Origin of the sequence: Pseudomonas sp. BN417 (assembly GCF_029871205.1) — a bacterium.
Classification (GTDB): Bacteria; Pseudomonadota; Gammaproteobacteria; order Pseudomonadales; family Pseudomonadaceae; genus Metapseudomonas.
Genome location: NZ_SSOJ01000114.1, coordinates 51,001 through 70,147 on the forward strand (window position 1 = coordinate 51,001; position 19,147 = coordinate 70,147).

Annotated in this window: 17 protein-coding genes; 13 read left to right on the plus strand and 4 right to left on the minus strand. The window is 62.9% G+C overall.

Annotated elements, in window-relative coordinates:
* Positions 1-5 precede the first annotated feature (5 nt).
* Entirely contained in the window at positions 6-971 is a 966-nt protein-coding gene (locus E8F11_RS13735; protein WP_280289363.1) for a YCF48-related protein, read from the plus strand.
* 157 nt (positions 972-1,128) lie between these two features.
* Positions 1,129-2,112: a methyl-accepting chemotaxis protein gene (locus tag E8F11_RS13740; RefSeq protein WP_280289364.1), complete on the plus strand. Its 984-nt coding sequence runs from the start codon at positions 1,129-1,131 to the stop codon at positions 2,110-2,112.
* A gap of 30 nt (positions 2,113-2,142) precedes the next feature.
* Here E8F11_RS13740 and E8F11_RS13745 read toward each other — a convergent pair whose 3' ends face one another.
* The 4 genes from E8F11_RS13745 to E8F11_RS13760 form a co-directional block, all read right to left on the minus strand.
* Positions 2,143-4,320, minus strand: a complete 2,178-nt coding sequence (locus E8F11_RS13745; protein ID WP_280289365.1) for an EAL domain-containing protein — start codon at positions 4,318-4,320, stop codon at positions 2,143-2,145.
* Positions 4,202-4,711 carry an acyl-CoA dehydrogenase C-terminal domain-containing protein gene (locus tag E8F11_RS13750; RefSeq protein WP_280289413.1) on the minus strand — a complete coding sequence of 170 codons (510 nt, stop codon included), beginning with the start codon at positions 4,709-4,711 and terminating at the stop codon, positions 4,202-4,204. The genes E8F11_RS13745 and E8F11_RS13750 overlap by 119 nt, the downstream gene beginning before the upstream one ends.
* Positions 4,712-4,880: 169 nt before the next feature.
* Entirely contained in the window at positions 4,881-5,489 is a 609-nt protein-coding gene (locus E8F11_RS13755; RefSeq protein ID WP_280289366.1) for a helix-turn-helix domain-containing protein, read from the minus strand.
* Between the two features lie 140 nt (positions 5,490-5,629).
* Positions 5,630-6,814: an acetyl-CoA C-acyltransferase family protein gene (locus tag E8F11_RS13760; RefSeq protein WP_280289367.1), complete on the minus strand. Its 1,185-nt coding sequence runs from the start codon at positions 6,812-6,814 to the stop codon at positions 5,630-5,632.
* 117 nt (positions 6,815-6,931) lie between these two features.
* Here E8F11_RS13760 and E8F11_RS13765 point away from each other — a divergent pair, with 117 nt between their 5' ends.
* The 11 genes from E8F11_RS13765 (at position 6,932) to E8F11_RS13815 (ending at position 19,052) form a co-directional block, all read left to right on the plus strand.
* Positions 6,932-7,975, plus strand: coding sequence for an AraC family transcriptional regulator (locus tag E8F11_RS13765; protein WP_280289368.1), 1,044 nt, complete (start codon positions 6,932-6,934; stop codon positions 7,973-7,975).
* Positions 7,976-8,398: 423 nt separating this feature from the next.
* Positions 8,399-8,557 (plus strand): hypothetical protein, encoded by a 159-nt coding sequence (locus tag E8F11_RS13770; protein ID WP_280289369.1) that lies wholly within the window; start codon positions 8,399-8,401, stop codon positions 8,555-8,557.
* Positions 8,557-9,840: an acyl-CoA dehydrogenase family protein gene (locus tag E8F11_RS13775; protein WP_280289370.1), complete on the plus strand. Its 1,284-nt coding sequence runs from the start codon at positions 8,557-8,559 to the stop codon at positions 9,838-9,840. Before E8F11_RS13770 ends, E8F11_RS13775 begins: the two co-directional genes overlap by 1 nt.
* A 49-nt stretch (positions 9,841-9,889) precedes the next feature.
* On the plus strand, positions 9,890-11,023 hold the full coding sequence (locus E8F11_RS13780; protein WP_280289371.1) for a DUF5938 domain-containing protein: 1,134 nt from the start codon (positions 9,890-9,892) through the stop codon (positions 11,021-11,023).
* A 10-nt stretch (positions 11,024-11,033) separates the two neighbouring features.
* A complete protein-coding gene (locus E8F11_RS13785; RefSeq protein ID WP_280289372.1) occupies positions 11,034-12,593 on the plus strand; it encodes an AMP-binding protein in 1,560 nt (519 codons plus the stop codon).
* A gap of 17 nt (positions 12,594-12,610) precedes the next feature.
* Positions 12,611-13,849: a thiolase family protein gene (locus E8F11_RS13790; protein ID WP_280289373.1), complete on the plus strand. Its 1,239-nt coding sequence runs from the start codon at positions 12,611-12,613 to the stop codon at positions 13,847-13,849.
* Positions 13,850-13,860: 11 nt separating this feature from the next.
* Complete coding sequence (locus tag E8F11_RS13795; RefSeq protein WP_280289374.1) at positions 13,861-15,231, plus strand: FAD-dependent oxidoreductase; 1,371 nt, start codon at positions 13,861-13,863, stop codon at positions 15,229-15,231.
* Positions 15,232-15,306: 75 nt separating this feature from the next.
* Positions 15,307-16,020 carry a hypothetical protein gene (locus tag E8F11_RS13800; RefSeq protein ID WP_280289375.1) on the plus strand — a complete coding sequence of 238 codons (714 nt, stop codon included), beginning with the start codon at positions 15,307-15,309 and terminating at the stop codon, positions 16,018-16,020.
* 172 nt (positions 16,021-16,192) lie between these two features.
* Entirely contained in the window at positions 16,193-17,686 is a 1,494-nt protein-coding gene (locus E8F11_RS13805; protein ID WP_280289376.1) for an FAD-dependent oxidoreductase, read from the plus strand.
* A gap of 9 nt (positions 17,687-17,695) precedes the next feature.
* Complete coding sequence (locus E8F11_RS13810) at positions 17,696-18,352, plus strand: c-type cytochrome (protein ID WP_280289377.1); 657 nt, start codon at positions 17,696-17,698, stop codon at positions 18,350-18,352.
* A gap of 34 nt (positions 18,353-18,386) precedes the next feature.
* The gene (locus tag E8F11_RS13815) at positions 18,387-19,052 is read left to right on the plus strand and encodes a hypothetical protein (protein WP_179058744.1); all 666 of its coding nucleotides are present in this window, start codon (positions 18,387-18,389) and stop codon (positions 19,050-19,052) included.
* Positions 19,053-19,147: the final 95 nt, after the last annotated feature.

A 19,147-nucleotide genomic window follows, 5' to 3' on the forward strand; every position in this document is an offset into this window, starting at 1 on the left:
GAAACATGGGATACCTGAATACACTCATGGGGGCCGCGCTGGCTGCCGTGCTACCGCTGGCGTCGCTGCAGGCCGCTGCGCTGGAGGCCGTGCCGGCAGCCCCGTCGAGCAACGCCGCCCAGGCCACTGTGCTGGGTGCTACGTGGGCCAACGGACGTGTGGTCGCCGTGGGCGATCACGGCATGGTGCTGCTGTCCGACGATCGCGGGAAGAGTTTCCGTCAGGCCGGCTCTGTACCGCTTTCCTCACCACTCACCGGGGTGAGCTTCGTCGACGCCCAACAGGGCTGGGCAGTCGGCCAGTGGGGGGCGATCCTGAACAGCAGCGATGGTGGCGACTCCTGGCAGGTCCAGCGCCTGTCCAGCGAAGAAGATCGCCCGCTGTTCGCGGTGCATTTCTTCAATGCCCGGCAGGGCGTTGCCGTAGGCCTCTGGTCGCTGGTTCTGACCACCGACGATGGTGGCAAGACCTGGACCGAGCAGGCGCTGCAAGCGCCGCCGGGATATAGCCGCGCCGACCTCAATCTGATGGGACTTTTCGCCGACGACCACGGTAGCCTGTATGCCACTGCCGAACGCGGTCAGGTGTTGCGCTCCGAAGACCACGGGAAAAGCTGGCGCTATCTGGACACCGGCTACGAAGGCACCCTGTGGTCCGGTGCTGTGCTGGCCGATGGGACCCTTTTGGTCGGTGGCCAGCGCGGCACTCTGCTGCATGGGTCGGCGAATGGGCAGCAATGGCAGCGAGTTTCCCTTGAAAGCAAGAGCTCCATCACCGACGTGGCGGTATCAGGCCGGCAAGTGGTTGTGGTCGGCCTGGATGGGTTGATGGTGCGCAGCAGCGACGGCGGGCTGAGCTTCATGGAGCAGCATACGGCCGATGGGGTTTCGCTAACGGCTGCGCTGCTTGACGCCAATGACAATCCCGTCCTGTTCTCGCGGCGTGGCGTGGTCCCCGTGCAGACCCAGTGATGCCGACATTGCCCTCCTTGCCAGCGGCTGGTGCCGCTGCGCGAGGCGGCAGCAAGGTGTGAGCGTGACCTTTTGGGGCCCCGTCGTGACCCGGCGCTTGGCCCCTTCTTTTTGGGCGCAGCCCAACGATGGAATCCACTGTTTTTGCGGAGGGCCCATGTTTTCCGGAAGAAAGCTGAAGCGTCTGGCTGAAGAAGTCAGTTCGCGAATTGCGTCTTTGTTGAACGGTTCGCCCGTACCCGACTACCAGAGTGGGCTGATCGAGAAGTATCCGTGGTTGAGTGATAGCTTCGAGGTATTGGCGCGACGGCTCAGTCTTGAGGAGCTTCCTGACTGTGAGCAGGAACAGAAAGAGCTTGAAAGCGCTCTGGTTCGTGACTTGCGGGTGTGTCTGCAGGCCGCCCGGGATGAAATACAGGAGCTGCAGCGCGAGATCGAGGCGCGCAACCTGACGCTATCCGGCCTGAATGAACAGTTGGCTTTGTACAGGGAAAAGGAGCAGGTCTGGGAGGTGACCCGGAATGCACTGACGGAGGTCTGCTGGGAGCTGTTCATCGTCGACGGCGACCCGGAACATCCGGGAAACCAGCTGCGCTGGTCGAAGCAGTTCCGCGAGCTCGTGGGCTATTCGGAACGGGATTTCAACGACGATTGGGAGGGGTACTTCTCCATCGTGAATCAGGATGACCTGAAGCAGGTCGTGAAGGTGGTCACCGAATACCTGCGCGTAGGAGACCTATCCTTCCCCTATACGGTCGAGTACCGAATGAGGCACAAATCCAGGGGTGAGGTCTGGTACCGGGAAAGGGGGCAGGGTGTCGTGGACTGCAATGGCACGCTCTGTCGCATCATCGGGGCCGTACGGGACATCTCGGACGAGAAGTTGGCCGAAACCATCCATGCGCGGGAGGTGTCTGGCATGCAAGCCACTTACGATCAGATTTCGCAAGTCGTGGGCGTGATCAAGGGTATTGCCGACCAGACCAACATGCTCGCCCTCAATGCCGCCATCGAAGCGGCACGAGCCGGTGATGTGGGGCGTGGCTTCTCCGTGGTGGCTGACGAGGTGAAGAAGCTCGCGGCACGGACCCGGGAGGCTACCCAGAGGATCCAGGAAATGCTGGCTTCAAGATCGATCTAGCAGCTCGGCAAGGTCATTGTTCACGGCTTTTCATACAAACGCCTTGCTCCATGACTGGAAGTCATGTCCGGATATCGGCTTGCTGATGCAGTAGCCTTGGGCTTCCTCGCAACCCCAGCTCGATAGCATCTGCATCGTCGAAACCGACTCGACGCCTTCTGCGACCACTTCGATGCCCAGGCTGTGGGCAAGCTTGATGATGGTTTCCACGATGGCTGCTGACTCGCTGTCGCTGTCGAGGTCCTTCACGAATGACTGGTCGATCTTTATGTAGTCGACCGGAAGATTCCGGAGATAGGCGAGGGATGAGTATCCGGTTCCGAAGTCATCGATGAACAGCTTGAAGCCCGCCTCGCGGAGTTGCCCGAGGACTTGCCGGGCGAATGGCAGGTCTTCCATGATGCAGCTTTCGGTCAGCTCGAATTGGATCCAGTCCGGTGTGCCGCCCCAGGTCTCCAGGGCTCTCGAGATCTGCTCGAGCAACTGCCGGTCTCGAATGTCATGGGGTGAAAGATTGATCGCAATTGGCACGGCGTGGCCTGAGCCATGCCACGCATGACTTTCGCGAACGGCAGCCGCCAGTACCCAATGTGTGAGCCGGGTGATCAGGCCTGCGCTCTCGGCGAAACCGATGAATTGGCCTGGGCCCATCAGGCCACGCTCAGGGTGCTTCCAGCGCACCAGCGCTTCCACGCCGCTCACCCGCCTTGAATCCATGCGCAGTTTGGGTTGGAACATCAGGAGTAACTCGTCGCCGTCGATAGCGCGACGCAGGTCGGTCATCAGGATCAGCCGCTGAGCGTTGTCACTGTCGAGCGCGCCTGCATATACGGCAACTTTTTCCGCACTGCGTCTGGCGCCATAACGGGCAACATTCGCGCGACGCAACAGCGAATCGGGGTCATTGCCATGCCCCGGACACAGGGTGATTCCGATGCTGCAGTCAGCGGACACCAGCAGGGCGTCCAGCCCGAATGGCGTGCTCAAGGCCTCCAGGACCTTGCGCGCGGCTTGCACCGCGTGGCTGGCATCCATCCCTGGAAGCAACACCGAGAAAGAGGATTCGGCAATACGGGCGACTACTTCGCTGGCGTCCACCGTCTCCCGCAGCCTTGTCGCAACCTCCTGCAGCAGCCGGTCACCTTCGTGGTAGCCCAACGTCTCGTTGATCTCGCGGAAGTTGTCGACTTCGACATGCAGCAGCGCAACAGGGTCGTGCGAGTCGCCTGAGGTGGAGATGGCCGTACTCAGGGCATCCCTCATGGACAGGCGATTGGGCAGGCCCGTCAGTTCATCGAAATAGGCCATTCTGCGGATACATTCTTCGGCGTGCTTCTGCTCAGTGATGTCGGTGATGAAACCTTCCAGCGCGAGCACCGTACCGTCCGCGGAGTAGACGCCGCACCCTTTGTCCCAGACCCACTTGGTCTGCCCCGTTGCGGTCCTGATTCTGTAGGTGGATTGGTAGGGCGTCCTGGTCTTCAAGGCTCTGGAAACCTTGCGCCTGAGCGAGGCAATGTCGTCAGGGTGAATGACGTCCACCATCCTGACAGTCCCCTCGATGAGTTCGGCGGCGGAATAGCCGATGAGCTTCTGGCAGCCTTCGCTGACGACTTCAAGACGCCAGGAAATATCATTCAGGCTCCGATACGCCACGCCGGGGAGATTGCTGACCAGGGTCTGCAACGTGCGCTGGCTCTCCCTCAGGCCATCGAGCGCATCAGCCTCCTTGCTGGCTGCCTCCAGCCGGCTTCGTAGCGAGGCCCTATGTTGAAGCAGGTTCGAGATCTGGCCAGCCAGCAAGCGTAGGGCTTCGACCTGTGAGGCTTCGAGGCTGCGTTTTACGGTATCCGCTACCGAAAGCACGCCGATCACGTCCCGCTCCGCCACGGCGAGCGGGACGCCGGCGAAGAGTCTGATACCTGTTGGCCCCGCCACCAGGGTGCAGTGCTGGAGCAGTCCATTCGTGGAGGCATCCTCCACATGGACCAGTTCGTTGGACTCCGCCACTACGGCGCTCAACGAGCCCGCCCGGGGCAACTCCCCGGATACCACCCCCAGCTTCGCGCCAAACCACTCCCGCTCCTTGTCAAGGAACGTCATCATGGCAATAGGCACCTGGCACGCGATTGCGGCCAACCTGACGTATCCGTCGAGTTCGGGATCGGGTAATGGGTCGCGGATGTCGCGAAGCTGAAGAGCTGTCATCTCCAGAATCCTCTGCCGGAACAATCGGCGCGATGGCGAGGGCGCCAGTCGTACGGCTGCCAGGCGTCCATTCATGAGGGAGGAGAGCGGGTGGGGCTCCGCATTTATTGTAGCTGTGCTGCGTTGCGTGGCAGGTCGTGAAGATGTAGCGCCGACAAGAGGAAAGGGAGTCGGCACATACGGGGATGTACCGACCCTGAATCCGGCGCGGAAGCGCTAGAACTGCTCCGCCTCGATTGCGAAGAGGCTGTCGGCGCCCCCGCGCAGGCAGGCTGACAGGCCCTCGATGCGAGGCAGGACGGACGCGGTCGAAGTAGAAGCGGGCGGTGGCCAGCATCGCCGAGTAGAAGCTGGGGTCCGCATCCAGCCTGGTCTTGGCCACGCTGGCCATTCTCGACCAGAGATAGGCGTAGGTGGCGTAGGTCTGCTTGAATCCGGTGGGCGTGGTCACCACCCCGTCGCTCCAGCGTGCGCCTTCCTCAACGCCAAAGCGGTTCAGCGACGCCAGGGATTCGCTGGCCAGCTTGCCGGCTTCTTCCAGGATGGCGCCTTGTAGTCGGTCATGGCCGGATCTCCGAAGTAGGAACGGGATTGGCCGCCGTCAGCAGGCGCATGAGAACTTCGCCGCGTAGCCGCTCGTCCAGCGGGTAGCTCGATAACCACAGCGGCAAGTGCTCGAACAGTTCCAGGGCTGGCACGCTGCTCTGCCCGGGGCCGACGAGACCTGCGGCGCACAGCAGCGAGTCGAGCTGCCGGCGCAACTGCTGGCGCAGACGGTCGATGTACAGCCGCTGGCTCGGCTTGAGGCAGCTGGCGTCGCGGGCCGCCAACTGGAAGTGCAAGGGATGGGACTCATGCAGCGCGATCAGCCCCTGGATAACCACCTGCAGGGTCGCCTTGGGGGACTCCCGGCGGTGGCGGCGGTCGAACAGCGACAGCAGCGCCATGTAGTGCTCTTCGATGAACTCCAGCAGCAGCTCTTCCTTGCTGCTGCAGTGGTTGTAGAGCGAACCGGCGGTGAGTTCGAGATGGCTGGCCAGTTCCCGCAGGCTGACCTGGGCGAAACCGCGCTGGGCGAACAGTTCCAGGGCTCTGGGGCGGTTGCGTTCGAAGCGCGAGCCAGCGCTGGTGGCCGGCGATACGGGCTCGATGCACTTGGCTGTATTCATGTTTCAAACCCTTCCGTTTGGACGAGGCTAGGCTGGAATGTCACCGCCACGAAGGCGGAACGCGCCGAAGGAACCGGTCGGGATACCGCAGGATCCGTGTCGTGGGCGGAGTCCGGCTGACGTGCCCCGACCGGCTCCCTTCAGACGCGTTCGAAGATGACGGCGATGCCTTGGCCGCCGCCGATGCACATGGTGGCCAGGGCGTAGCGGCCCTTGATCCGTTGCAGCTCGTGGATCGCCTTGGTGGCGATGATCGCGCCGGAGGCTCCGATCGGATGCCCCAGGGAGATGCCGGAACCGTTGGGGTTCACCTTCTCCGGATCGAAACCGAGTTCGCGCGACACCGCGCAGGCCTGGGCGGCGAAGGCTTCGTTGGACTCGATCACGTCGAGGTCCGCCACGGTCAGCCCCGCGCGTTGCAAGGCCAGGCGGGTCGCCGGGATCGGTCCCAGGCCCATGACAGTCGGCTCGACACCTGCGTGGGCATAGGCCACCACCCGAACCATGGGCTGCAGGCCCTGGTCCTTCACCGCATCGCCGGTGGCCAGCAGCAGCGCGCTGGCACCGTCGTTGAGGCCGGAGGCGTTGCCAGCGGTAACGGTGCCGCCTTCGGTAAAGGCCGGCTTCATCTTCGCCAGTTGCTCCAGGGTCACCTCGCCGCGCACGTGCTCGTCGATCTCGAACTGGGTCACGCCCTTGCGGGTCTGGATTTCCACGGGAACGATCTGGCTGGCGAAACGTCCCTCGGCGATGGCGCGGGCTGCGCGCTGCTGGCTCTGCAGGGCCAGGGCGTCCTGGTCTTCACGGGTGATGCCGTGCAGCTTGGCGACGTTCTCGGCGGTGATGCCCATGTGGATGCCGTGCAGCGGGTCCTGCAGGGCGCCGAGCATGAAGTCGAGCATCTTGCTGTCGCCCATGCGCGCACCCCAGCGCGCGCTCGGAACGAGGTAAGGGGCCAGGCTCATGGATTCGGCACCGCCAGCGATGGCGATGCGCGCGTCACCCAGCAGTAGGCCCTGGGCGGCGCTAACGATGGCTTGCAGGCCCGAACCGCACAGGCGATTGACGCCAAAGGCTGGTGTTTCCTTTGGAATGCCTGCCTGCAGCGCGGCGACCCGGCTGATGTAGGCGTCCTTGGGCGTGCTAGGGATGACGTTGCCGAACACGACATGTTCCACCTGCTGCGGATCGCAGTTGGCGCGTGCAAGGGCAGTTCGGGTGACGAGTGTGGCAAGTTGCGCGGGCGGGGTATCCTTCAGGGTGCCGCCATAGGTACCGATGGCGGTACGCACCGCACTGACAACGAAAACTTCAGGTCTGTTCATCTGAGACGCTCCTGGATTGATGGCTGGAAGTCTAGGGGGCAGTGGCCTGCCCACCTATGCCGGAATTGCGCGCACTCGGATGTCGAATTTGGACATATCAGCTGATGGACAAGGACTATGACGGGCAACGCTGAAGAGCACATCGTCCGGACGAATGACTCTGTGGCCGCCTATTTCGTGAAGGCCGCCATGCACCGATTGGCGCAGGCACCGAAGCGTGTGGAGGCGATTCTTCGCGAAGCTGGCATCGAGCCTTCGTGGCTCGATGAACCCTTGCGCCGGGTGCCGGCGGACTCGGTAACACGACTGTGGCTGCTGCTCACCGAGGAGCTGGGAGATGAGTTTTTCGCCTTCGATTCGGGCGGGATGCCTCGTGGCGCGTTCGCAATCATCTGCCGCAGCGTGCTCCATGAACCGGATCTGGGGCGTGCGCTGCGCCAGTGCCTGTCCGGCTTTAACCTGTTCCTCCGCGATATCCGCGCGCATCTGGAATTGCGCGGCAACCGCACCGCCATCGTCCTGGAGACCCGTATCGACGATCCAGCCATCCGGGGCGTCGCCGAGGAGATCTACCTCAGCATGGTCATTGGCGTGGCCTGCTGGCTGGTGGGGCGCAGGCTCAATTTCGACCGTACCCAGTTTGGCCATCCTCCGCCTCCCCACGGAGCCGAACCCCTGCTCTGGGGACCCTGGATCGAGTTCGAGGCCGGGCGTACCGAGGTGGAGTTCGGTTCCGCCCAACTGTCGCTGCCGGTGATCCGCAACTTCACCAGCCTCAAGCAGTTCCTCCGCTACGCGCCAGAGGGTGTGGTGGTGCGATTCCGCAATCGATCGGGGCTTTCCGCCGACGTCTATCGCCGCCTCAAAATGTCTCCAGAACTGGACTGGCCGTCCCAGACGCAGATGGCAAGCCAGGTGTCGATGAGCGAATCCGCTTTTCGCCGGCAACTGGAGCGCGAGGGTTTTTCCTATCAGGCAATCAAGCACGAGGTGCGTAGGGCATTGGCCTTCGAGTACCTCAACGACGAGGCCTTGAGCATCTCCGAGATCGCGATCCGCTGTGGATTCCAGGAGCCCAGCGCGTTTCATCGGGCCTTTCGCCAGTGGACCGGCATGAGTCCTGGTAGTTACCGGGCCACAAAGGCCGCTGGCAGGAACTGAGCACAACGCGACAAGGGCTGTCTTGTTGCGCTCCGTGAATCGTTCGATGCAGCTCACCACTTTTACGGCATCCGACAGACCTTCTGTCTGACCTTCTCCCATACCGCCACCTGAATCTGCACCGGTACGTACTGCCGGGCAGGTTCCGCCTGCGCTGCGCCATCTGTCGCCCCATGACCGCTATGCCGCCAGTCCACTGAGCGGGCAGGGCGCCACTCGACTCCTTTCCTCCGGCTGATGGCAATTGCCTCTGCCTGGTCGGTTTGCGCTGGCTTGGCTGACGCCCTGCGATTGCTCGCCTCGAGAGGGGATGTTGCTTGGCTATGTTGGCGTAACAGGTGTTTTGCATAACAAGTGTTGCGTAAAAATAAGCACAGGATTACAGTTCAGCAAAACAACAAGAGACCCCCCTGGAGGTCGTGCATGAAAAGCTTCAAGACAGGTTCCCGTCCTAACGACGGCTTCGCCGTCTGCAGAGGTTTTCCCCGCGAATCGATCGTTGCTTCGTTCGCCATTCAATCCAACTGCCTGGGCGTGCAGCGCCCGCTGACTCGTGTGCCGGCTTCGGCGGAGGTGGCCTGATGATTAGCCTTAAGCCCAACCTCACCCTTCCGGCAGTCGGGCTGTCCGGTTTCGAGACGCCGCTCTCCGAGGAAGAGGCCGCCATCCAGGCGTCCGTACACCGGTTCGCCAAGGAAGTGCTGCGCCCGCTAGGTCGCGAGCTGGACCGGATGACCGCCGAAGAAGTGGCTGCGCCGGGCTCTCCCTACTACTCGGTGTTCAGCGAGTTCGCCAAGCTGGGGCTGGACCCCGCGTTGCTGGCGGAACTGCCGCCGGAGATGGCGGTGCGGATCGAGTCCCTGATCGGTGAAGAGCTGGGGTGGGGCGATGCCGGCCTGGGGGTGTCCCTTGGTTGTGCGGGCTTCCCGCTGCAGATGGCCGTCGCTGCCGGCAACGCCGAGCTGGTCGACCTGTGCCAGGGCCGCATCGGTTGCTGGATGGCCACCCAGCCGGATCGCGGCAGCGACAACCAGTTGCTCGATATCAAACGCGACTGGCCCGTAGGTACGCCGGCCAACATCGGCAACCTGACCGCCAAGGTCGTTGGCGACGAGATCATCATCAATGGCCAGAGCTCGGCCTGGGTGTCCAACGGCGCTGTCGCGCAGGTGGCATTCGGACTGATGTGCGCCGACTACGGCGACGGCTTCTACGGCGACGATGGCCTGCCCAATGGCATCGCGGTGATCGTCCCGCTGGATATCAAGGGTGTCTCCAAGGGCAAGCCCCTGGAGAAGATCGGTCAGCGCTCACTGCCCCAGGGTGAGATCTACTTCGATGACGTGCGCGTCCCGCGTCGCTTCGCCATCGCCGAGAAAGACGGCTACTACGGTGCGGTCAGCTCCTCCTGGTCCTATGCCGGCACCCACATGAGCCAAGTGTTCACGGGCGTCGCCCGTGCAGCCTTCGAGTATGCACTGCAGTACTGCCATGAGCGCCGCCAGGGCGGCCGCATGCTGATCGACCACCAGATGACCCGCCTGCGCTTGGGCGAAATGCTCCGCCGTGTCGAAACCGCCCGAGCGGTGGCCCGTCGCTCACTGAGCTTCGCGCGCCTGTCGCCGCAAACCCACCCGTACGCCACGGCCTCCGCCAAGGTCACCGTGACCGAGGAAGCGTTGGCGGTGGCCGAAGAGGCCTTCCGCCTGTTCGGTGGCAACGGCACCACCCTCGAGTATCCCATCGAGAAACTGCTGCGCGACACCCAGTCCTCCCTGATCGAAGACGGCGAGAACCGCATCCTGACCATGCGTCTGGGGCTGCTTGCGCAGCAGCTCTACGCCGAAGGCTGGGCCCAGAACTGATTCAACCACCCGACTCAATCCATCCAAGAACAATAGCGAGGAACCCCAAATGGCCAAATATCCTGTCGTTGTCTATGGCGCCAGTGGTTACACCGGCATGCTCACCATGGACTGGCTGATTGACCAGAAGATTCCCTTCACTGCCGTGGCCCGGAATGCCAAGCGTGCCCAGGAGATGATGGCGCAACGCGTCGTAGGTCTGGAGTCGGCCACCTACGAGATCGTCGAGTGCCCGCACGAGGTCGAGGCCCTGACTGCCGTCTTCAAGGGCGCAAAAGTTGTCTGCAACACCGTCGGTCCGTTCGTCAATTTCGGTCTGACCACCGCCGAGGCGGCTCTGAAAGCCGGCTGCCATTACCTGGACCCGGCCGGTGAGCAGGAGCACATCCGTGCCCTGCGCGACCAGTTCGGCGAGCTGTACCGCCAGGCCGGCCTGCTGCTGTCGCCCTCGTTGGCCTACATGTACACCTTCGCCGAGATCGCCGCCGAGCTGGCCCTGGAAACCCCCGGCGTCGACTCCCTGGAGACCGCCACCCTGACCCGCGGGCCGCGTACTGGTGCCGCTGGCGTGACCGTAGGTTCCACCGCCACCATCTTCGAAGGCTTCCGCCATCCGGGCGGCTACCTGTGGGAGAAGGATCTGGTTCCGTACGCGCCCAATTCCAGCTTCAACGTCGTTTGCCCCAGCCTGCTCGAGTCGGTGTTCTGCCTGCCTTGGGGTGGCACCTCGCTGCCAATCTACTTCCAGAATGATGGGCGCGTGCGCAGCTGCATGTCCTGCGTGGGCTTCTACGACAACCCGGTGATGAAGACCGTCCATGCCCTGGGCCAGAAGTGGGAGGCCGAATACAAGCACCTGCCGAAGGAGCAGCAGGACGCGGTGATTCAGGGGCTGGTGGACTCCACTACCCCGAGCATGCCGCCGCGCGAGCGCAGCACTCTGCAGCGCACCGTGGATTTCGCCATCGGTCGCGGTCAGTTGTCGGCGGTCCGTGCCACCGTGCATGGCATCACCCCCTACATCGCCACCGGTGCGCTGCACGCGGCTGCAGCGGTCAAGCTGTTGGACAACGACGTTGCCAAAGTCGGCTTTGCCTCGTCCTCCAAGGCCTTCGGGCACCGCTACATGCTCGGCTTCCTCGAGCAGCGCGGCCTGGCTCGCGCAACCATCACCCAGCTGTGAAGTGACCAAGATGGCAATCATTGATTTCTTTGACCGTGGCTGGCGGGTCAATCCGCAGGGGCCTGCCTATATCCAGGACGGCGTGGTCACGAGCTTTACCGCAGCGGGGGAAATGTCCTGCCGCATCGCCAACGCACTGCTGGCCAGTGGATTCGCGTCCGGGGTGAAGGGCGCGGTCTGGGCAGCCAACGATGTAACCGCCTGGCTCTGTGCCCTGGGTCTGTGGCGCGCCAACCTGTGCTGGATTCCGGTGGGCGCGCGCAACGCGCCCGAGGAGAACCGCTACGTACTGGACGCGTTCGATTGCGAGATCCTGTTCTTCCAGCGCGAATTTGCCGAGACCATTGCTACCCTGCGGCCGCAGCTGCCGAAGATCAGTCAGTGGGTCTGCATAGATGGCGAAGTGGAGGGGGCCGAATCGCTGGAGCAATTCATCGCGCAACAGCCGGCGACCGATCCACGTGTCGCCGTCGATCCGGACGATGTGATCTGGCTCGGACCTACGGGTGGCACCACGGGCTTGCCCAAGGGCGTCATGAACACCCATCGCAGCGTGCAGACCAGCTTTGCGCACTTCATGATCAACACGCCGTATCCCGCCAATATCCGGCCGGTGAACCTGGCGGCAGCGCCGATGACCCACACCGCCGGCATGCTGTCCATGCCCTGCACGGCCAGGGGCGGCGCGGTTGTGATCATCACCAAGCCGGAACCGCAACTTCTGCTGGCGGCGATCCCACAATACCGAGTGACGGAGTTCTTCCTGCCGCCAACGGTCATCTACCGGCTGCTGGATATTCCCGACCTGAACAAGAAGGTCGACTTTTCTTCGCTTCGCTACTTCCTCTATGGCGCCGCACCGATGTCGGTGGAGAAGTTGCGCAAGGCGATCGAGGTCTTCGGCCCGGTCATGATGGAGGGCTATGGGCAGACCGAGGCGCCGGGCGCGATCGCACACCTGACGCCGGGCGAGCACTTCGTGAATGGCGAAGCGGCCAGCGATGAGCGGCTGTCTTCTGTCGGACGGCCCAACCCCCTGATCCGCGTGGAGATCATGAACGACGACAACGAGATTCTCGCCCAGGGCGAAACGGGTGAGATCTGCGTGCGCGGCGACCTGATCATGAAGGGCTACTACAAGGACCCGCAGAAAACGGCGGAGACCCTCATCGACGGCTGGCTGCATACCGGCGATATCGGCCATGTCGACGCCGATGGCTACCTGCACATCACCGACCGCAAGAAGGACATGATCATCTCGGGCGGGTTCAACGTGTACCCGAGCGAGGTTGAGCAGGTGCTCTGGAGCCATCCTGCCGTACGTGACTGCGCGGTGATCGGCGTGCCCGACGAGACATGGGGTGAGGCGGTCAAGGCCGTCATCGAGCTGAACGAGGGCCAGACCGTCGACGCCGAAGCCCTGATTGCGCTGTGCAAGGAAAAGCTGGGCTCGGTGAAGGCGCCGAAGTCGGTGGAGATCATTGAGGCGCTGCCGCGCAGCCCGGTTGGCAAGGTGCTCAAGAAAGACCTGCGTGCCCGTTATTGGCAAGGCGCCAACCGGCAGATCTGAAGTCGAGGAGTCTTCTGATGGAACCCATTTACATTGCCGGCATCGCCATGACCGAGTTCGGTCGTCATCCGGATCGCAGCCTCCAGGACTTGGCCCTGGAGGCGCTCAACGGCGCGCTGGCCGATGCTGGAGCCCAACGCTCCGATATTGGCGCTGTCTTCTATGCCGGTATCACCAACGGCGCATTGCAGGGTCAATTGTCCATTCCGGGGCAGGTGATCATGAGCAAGATCGGCATCGAAGGGGTGCCGGCCTACAACGTCGAGAACGCTTGCGCTTCGGGCAGCACCGCCGTTCACCTGGCCGTGCAGAGCCTGCGCGCAGGCGCCACCGATGTGGCGCTTGCCTTGGGTTGCGAGAAGATGGTGGTAGCCGACAAGGCGAAGTCCTTCGCCTTGTTCGAGGCCGGATGGGATGTTGCCCGCGCCGAGGAGAACTTCGCCATCCTGTCGAAAATGGGGGATGGAGTAGTGCCGCCGCCCGGTTCGGAGTCCGAGCGTCCGTACAGCCGATTCATGTCCATCTATGCGGGCTTCTGCCGCTGGCACATGAAGACCTACGGGACCACCCAGCGGCAGATCGCTGCTGTGTGCGCGAAGAACCACAACCACTCGGTGCACAACCCTTACTCGCAGTTCCGCAAGCCTTTCACCATCGAGGAAGTGCTGGCGGCGCCGCCGATCACCTATCCGATCACCTTGCCGATGTGCGCACCGATGACCGACGGCGCCGCCGCCGCGATCATCTGCACCGAGGCGGGACTGAAGCGTATCGGGGCCGATCCCAGGCGTTGCGTACGCATCGCCGCCAGCGTGATCCGCAGCTTCACCCTGCGGAGCATCGACGAGCCGGAGAAGCACGTCAGCCACCTAGCCGCGCTGCAGGCCTACGAGATCGCCGGCCTGGGGCCCCAGGACATGCATGTGGCCGAGGTCCACGACGCGTCCGCCATGGGCGAGATCATCCAGGCGGAAAACCTCGGTCTGGCTCCCATGGGGCTGGGCGGGGTCTGTGCCGAGCGCGGTGACTTCACCGTGGGTGGCCGGATTCCGATCAACCCGTCCGGCGGCCTGGAGTCCAAGGGGCACCCGCTCGGCGCAACCGGCATCGGCCAGCTCTACGAACTGACCACCCAGCTGCGTGGCGAGGCGGGGGGCCGTCAGGTCGAGGGCGCGCGTCACGCGATCCAGGAGAACGGTGGCGGCCTGATCGGCGTCGAGGAAGGCGCCGTCGCAGTTCACATCCTGAGCCGATAGGAGGGCGTGTCATGTCAGCAACCCGTCGAGACGCGGAAAACAAGGCCAGCTGTGGAGTCGCGCAATTTCGTCGGCTCGGTGGGTGGGTGGAAAGGCCGGCTGACATGCAGCCAGAGCTGGAGGGCGATGTCAGCGCCGATGTGATCGTGGTCGGCGCTGGCTTTGCTGGACTGTCCACTGCGTTGGAGCTGACTGCTCTCGGTGCGAAGGTCATCGTCCTCGAGCAAGAATTTGCCGGCTTCGGCGCGAGTGGGCGCAACGCGGGCTATCTCGGAGGCAGCCTGGGCATCGAGTTCGAGTTCTTCCTCCACCGCGTCGGCATAGAGCAGGCACGGAAGATCGTCAGCTTCTACGACGAGGGTGTCAGCTACGTGGAGCGGAGGCTCGACGAGCTCGGCATCGACTGCGATTACAACCGTTCGGGAAACATTCGCGTCGGCGTTCATCCGTCTCAGGAGAAGAAAATTCGCAAGGCTATGGAGCTAGGCCTTGAACTCGGTTCCAGGACGGAGTTCCTGGACCATGCCGAAATGCGCGCCCGGGGTATTCCGCCGGCGTTCCTGTTCGGTTACGCCCAGCGGCATGGCGGTACCCTGGACCCCGGCAAATACGTGATGGGGCTCAGGCGTGCGGCGCTCCAGGCCGGTGTGAGGCTCTACGAGAACACGCCGCTGCTGTCCTACACCGAAGGTCCGACCATCAGGTGTGCGACCAGGCGGGGCACGGCGAGCGCTCCATACCTGGTGCTAGCCACAAACGCCTATACCCCACAGCTTGGCCTTCTCAGGGACAAGGTGGTACCGCTACGCGTCTCGGCGATCGAGACCGAACCGCTGTCCGTGGCGCAACTGACCTCCCTGGGCTGGCCGGGCAGGGAAGGTTTGATTACCTCGCACTGGACGATGGAGAGCCACCGCCTGACCGCCCGCAACACGCTCCTCATCACGACAAAACGGCTCGGTTATGCGTATGGCTCGCAAACCCCGAATGTGCCGGATGAAGTCGCTTATCGAGCGTTGGCGGTGGCGCTGAACGAACGCTTCCCGACCTTGCGCGGCCTCGGCATCCAGTCGAGTTGGAGCGGGTACGTCAGCATGGCTTATGACGCGCTGCCGGTTGTTGGTGAGACCGGCGCCCAGAAGAACGTCATTTATACCGCCGGGTGTTCCGGGCACGGCGTCGCCACCCAGTCGTTGATGGGATACCTGCTCGCCGAGCGAATAGGCGGTGTCGAGCATCCTCTGCTGGTGGCGTTGCGCCACAAGACGCCCTCGACTCTCCCCGAGCCTTTGCAGTGGTGCGCCGTCAAGCTGGCGCTGGGGGCGGCGAACCTGATGGACAACTGGGTGAATCGCAAGGTGCAGGGCGGCGCCGCTAACTGACCGAGAACCGGAGCTGGCGTCGCGGAGATGTCCCCACAGTTCCGAACACAACATTTCTGCTTGCGCGGAGCAATGATGAATAGCAACTCAAAAGAGGCAGTGCGCGTCACCGCCTGGGCCGCAATCCTCGGCGGCATCTTTGCCTACTTGAATGTCGGCTTCATGTTGATGGTCACCCAGGGTGACATGAGCGTTTCACTCGACGGCGCGGCGATGCTGGGGTTCCCGGCAGAGATCCGGGAGTTCTTCCGACTGTCCATGCTCGCTGACATCCTCGGGTTCTATCTGCCGGTGCTGGTGATCGGCGGCTACCTCTGGAGCATCTTTCGTGAAGAGGCGGGCACCCTCGGGGATATCGCGGTGCTCGCCATCGCCCTCTACGTGACCCTGGGTGTCATCGGCGCAGCCCTGCAACTTTCCGTGCTGAACCCGCTGGCCGACGCTCATGCGGCGGGTGGTGAAGCCGCGAAGGCGGCGGAAGTCATCTGGACCAGCATCGCTGTCGGCAGCCAGCAAGGCCTGTGGTGGTGCGAGGGGCCCGTGGTGCTGTTCTGGGGCCTGGTGGTCGGTGGCCATCTCAAGCGCGCGGGCTGGGGCCGGTCGGTGCTGCTGCCCCTCAGCGTCGTCGGCTGGTGCTTCGGACTGTTCTTCCTGGCCGGCTTCTTCCCGCAGCTGACCGGACTCTCGGCGGCCCTTCTGGTCCTGGTCGTCCTGATCTTCCCGATGTGGATGATCCTGTTCGGCACGCAGTTGCTGCGCCGATCGACCTACATCCTCGCCACGGGGTGAACCCCGGGCCAGGCCCCGAGGTTCGTTGAATTCCAATAAGCACATCGATCGTCGGGGCGACCCGGTGAATCTCGCGGCAGGCCATCGTCGGTCATTTTGGCTGTTCGCTGCCGTCTTTCCCATGCCGTAACAAGAACGACGACTTCAATAAAAAATACGTGAGGCTACGAGTATGGCGAACAAGCCCAACTCAAATTCTTCTCTCGATCTCAAGCGACGGCAGTTGCTGAAGCTGGCGGGTGCCACTGCAGCGATTGGTGGGTTCGGCCTGACCACGGGGCTGGCGCATGCCAGCGAGACGTCAGGCGACGCGATGGTGTCGACCGGGCAGGACGACGTGCTGGACGTCGTCATCATCGGTGCCGGTCTGGCTGGCCTGACCGCCGCCCGTGACCTGCAACAGGCTGGCTGCGAGTCCTTCCTGGTGCTGGAAGCGCGGGATCGGGTAGGGGGGCGCACCCTCAACTACGAGGTGAATGGCTATGTCTCGGAGGTCGGTGGCCAGTGGATCGGGCCGGGGCAGACCGCCGTTGAAGACCTCGCGCGTCAGCTGGAGGTTGGCACCTTCCCGACGTTCTACGAAGGACGTACGGTCGTTATCGGCGGTGACGGTCGGCTGGAAGTCGATCTTCAAGGGACCTTCGGCACCGACATGGCCGTGGCTGGCAAGCTGAGCGAGATGTCTCGCGAGGTACCCTCGGGGGCCCCCTGGAAATCCCCCAGGGCAGCTGAACTGGACAAGCTCTCGGTCGGCGACTGGTTGGCCCAGCAAAACATCAAGCCGGAGGATCGGTCTGGCTGGGATGCCAGCATGACGCTGACCGGTGGCGTCACCCCGGCCAAAATGGGGCTGTTGCATTTCCTGTCCATGATCAATTCGGCCGGTTGCGACTACGAAAAACTTGATTCGATCAAGGACAGCGCGCAAGGCACGCGTTTCGTCGGTGGCTCGCAGATCCTCAGCACCAGGATGGCCGAGCAACTGGGCGACAAGGTGCGTTTGCGGAGTCCGGTGCGCCGGATTTCCGACTGGGGTAGCGAGGTCGTGACCCTGCACACGGACCAGGGGCCGATTCGCGCACGTAAGGTCATCGTGGCCATCCACCCGGCCCTGTGCAACCAGGTGCAGTTCGAGCCGGCCCTGCCGGCGGCGCGCGCAGCGCTGCAACGTGCCTGGCCCGCGCATTCGCCGGCGCGCAAGATGGCCATGGTGTATTCCCGGCCGTTCTGGCGCGACAAGGGCTTGAACGGGCACATCATGATGCTTGACGGCTCCGTGATCTGGGCCTGGGACAACTCGCCGCCCAATGGCGAGATCGGCATTATCAATGCCTTCCTCTCCAACGCCAATCTGCCCTCGGATCATGAAACGGCCAAGCGCACTCTGACCGAAATCTTCGCCAAGGCGTGGGGCGACGAGGCGCTGCATCCCGTGGCGTACCACGACCAGGACTGGGGGCGTGACGATCCCTGGACGCTCACCTGCGTATCGGCCATCCCGCCGGGCTTCTGGACGACCCATGGCGAGGCGCTGCGACCACCCTGCGGCAATCTGATCTGGTCCGGTACCGAGACCGCTGACATCTGGGCTGGCTACATGGATGGCGCCGTGCGTTCGGGCCACCAGAGTGCCTTGCAGGCGCTCAACGCCCTGCGTCGGGTATAGGAGAAGAAGATGAAGAAGTTGATAGCGCTGGCTGTAGTCGTAGTCATTGCCGGGCTGCTGGCTCTTTACGGTCGGGATGCCTTCGATCTCTATCGTCTGATGGACCACATCAGCACCTCCACAGAGGCCAAGGAAGTCGATGGCGGCCAGTGGCCACGCCTGGTCGATGCCTGCTTAGGTTGTCATGGCGCTCAAGGCAAGTCGCAGCATCAGGGGTATCCCAGCCTGGCTGGTCAACCTGCTGCCTACCTGGCCAACCAACTGCGTAACTTCGCCAGTGGCGCGCGGGCCAATCCGAACATGGGGCCGCTGGCTATGACCCTGAGCGAGGCCGACGTCCAGCAGTTGGCGGCGTACTTCGCCAAGCAGTCGGCTGCGCAAAACAGCTCCTTCAAGGCTGATCCCGTCCTGCGGGAGAAGGGGCAGAAGCTGGTGGTGAACGGAGGCTGCGCGGCGTGTCACGGCGAAGGGCTGATGGGGCGCGACCAGTTCCCGCGGTTGGCCGGACAGGGGCATGACTACCTGCTGGCCCAACTGAATGCCTTTGCGGAAGGGAGGCGCAAGGATTCGACGGGCGCGATGACAGCCATCGTCTCGACCTTGTCCGCGGATGATCGTCAGGCACTTTCCCACTATCTCGCGGCGCTCGTCCCTGTGGCGAAGTGAACCAACGGTAGAGTATTTGATAGAGGTTATTGCTATGGAAATTAAGGAAGTTCTTGCGCTGCTTTCTAGCGTTTTCTTGATCACTTGCGGTGTGGTTTACGGCCTCAAGTATGTGCGCATTCGGAAGAACTATCTGCTCGGATTTGAGTGGCTGATCGTGGCCTTCTCTGCTTCGAATCTACTGCTATTCCTTGTGACGGGTTTCAAGGTTGGCTACAGCATCTCTTTCTTCCTCGATGCCTTTTCCCGCGCTTTCGGCGTCCCGATTGTGGCCACGCTTGGCCTGATGGCGGTCACCCATAACTACAGGCCTTCGGTTACCAAGGACATCATGATTTTCGGGGTCACCTTCGCCGCCACTTTCGTGCTGGTACTGGCCGACTTCGTTAAAGGGCTGCTGCCGTATTTCTACCTGATCATGTGGGCCTGCTACACCCTCTATCTCTGCTATTTCACTTGGCGTCTGCTGCGCGCTGGCGAGTTCATGCACGCTCTGCTCAATGCCTTGACTACGGCGGCTGCTTTGGCCGTGGCGGTCGTCTATGACTTCCTCCCAATCCCGGGCGACGAGGACAAGATGGAGTTCATGATCTACGCCCTGACCGTTTGGGGTTGCCAGATAATCCAGCAGTACTACGCCTACGGCGCGCTGGAGCGGGCGAAGAACAATTCGTTTCAATCGTTTGTCCACGCCAGGTAAGTGACCTGGAGTCTGACTGTAGTGAGCCACCATTGTCTGGCGGCTCACTACACAGCACCAACTTGTCCCCGTAAGAAACGCTCCACTTCATGCTG

Excerpts from the sequence above, each read along its gene's own strand:
- E8F11_RS13735 (WP_280289363.1), top strand. The coding sequence starts at position 6 with ATGGGATACCTGAATACACTCATGGGGGCCGCGCTGGCTGCCGTGCTA.
- E8F11_RS13740 (WP_280289364.1), top strand. The coding sequence starts at position 1,129 with ATGTTTTCCGGAAGAAAGCTGAAGCGTCTGGCTGAAGAAGTCAGTTCG.
- E8F11_RS13745 (WP_280289365.1), bottom strand. The coding sequence starts at position 4,320 with ATGACAGCTCTTCAGCTTCGCGACATCCGCGACCCATTACCCGATCCC.
- E8F11_RS13750 (WP_280289413.1), bottom strand. The coding sequence starts at position 4,711 with ATGGCCAGCGTGGCCAAGACCAGGCTGGATGCGGACCCCAGCTTCTAC.
- E8F11_RS13755 (WP_280289366.1), bottom strand. The coding sequence starts at position 5,489 with ATGAATACAGCCAAGTGCATCGAGCCCGTATCGCCGGCCACCAGCGCT.
- E8F11_RS13760 (WP_280289367.1), bottom strand. The coding sequence starts at position 6,814 with ATGAACAGACCTGAAGTTTTCGTTGTCAGTGCGGTGCGTACCGCCATC.
- E8F11_RS13765 (WP_280289368.1), top strand. The coding sequence starts at position 6,932 with ATGACGGGCAACGCTGAAGAGCACATCGTCCGGACGAATGACTCTGTG.
- E8F11_RS13770 (WP_280289369.1), top strand. The coding sequence starts at position 8,399 with ATGAAAAGCTTCAAGACAGGTTCCCGTCCTAACGACGGCTTCGCCGTC.
- E8F11_RS13775 (WP_280289370.1), top strand. The coding sequence starts at position 8,557 with ATGATTAGCCTTAAGCCCAACCTCACCCTTCCGGCAGTCGGGCTGTCC.
- E8F11_RS13780 (WP_280289371.1), top strand. The coding sequence starts at position 9,890 with ATGGCCAAATATCCTGTCGTTGTCTATGGCGCCAGTGGTTACACCGGC.
- E8F11_RS13785 (WP_280289372.1), top strand. The coding sequence starts at position 11,034 with ATGGCAATCATTGATTTCTTTGACCGTGGCTGGCGGGTCAATCCGCAG.
- E8F11_RS13790 (WP_280289373.1), top strand. The coding sequence starts at position 12,611 with ATGGAACCCATTTACATTGCCGGCATCGCCATGACCGAGTTCGGTCGT.
- E8F11_RS13795 (WP_280289374.1), top strand. The coding sequence starts at position 13,861 with ATGTCAGCAACCCGTCGAGACGCGGAAAACAAGGCCAGCTGTGGAGTC.
- E8F11_RS13800 (WP_280289375.1), top strand. The coding sequence starts at position 15,307 with ATGAATAGCAACTCAAAAGAGGCAGTGCGCGTCACCGCCTGGGCCGCA.
- E8F11_RS13805 (WP_280289376.1), top strand. The coding sequence starts at position 16,193 with ATGGCGAACAAGCCCAACTCAAATTCTTCTCTCGATCTCAAGCGACGG.
- E8F11_RS13810 (WP_280289377.1), top strand. The coding sequence starts at position 17,696 with ATGAAGAAGTTGATAGCGCTGGCTGTAGTCGTAGTCATTGCCGGGCTG.
- E8F11_RS13815 (WP_179058744.1), top strand. The coding sequence starts at position 18,387 with ATGGAAATTAAGGAAGTTCTTGCGCTGCTTTCTAGCGTTTTCTTGATC.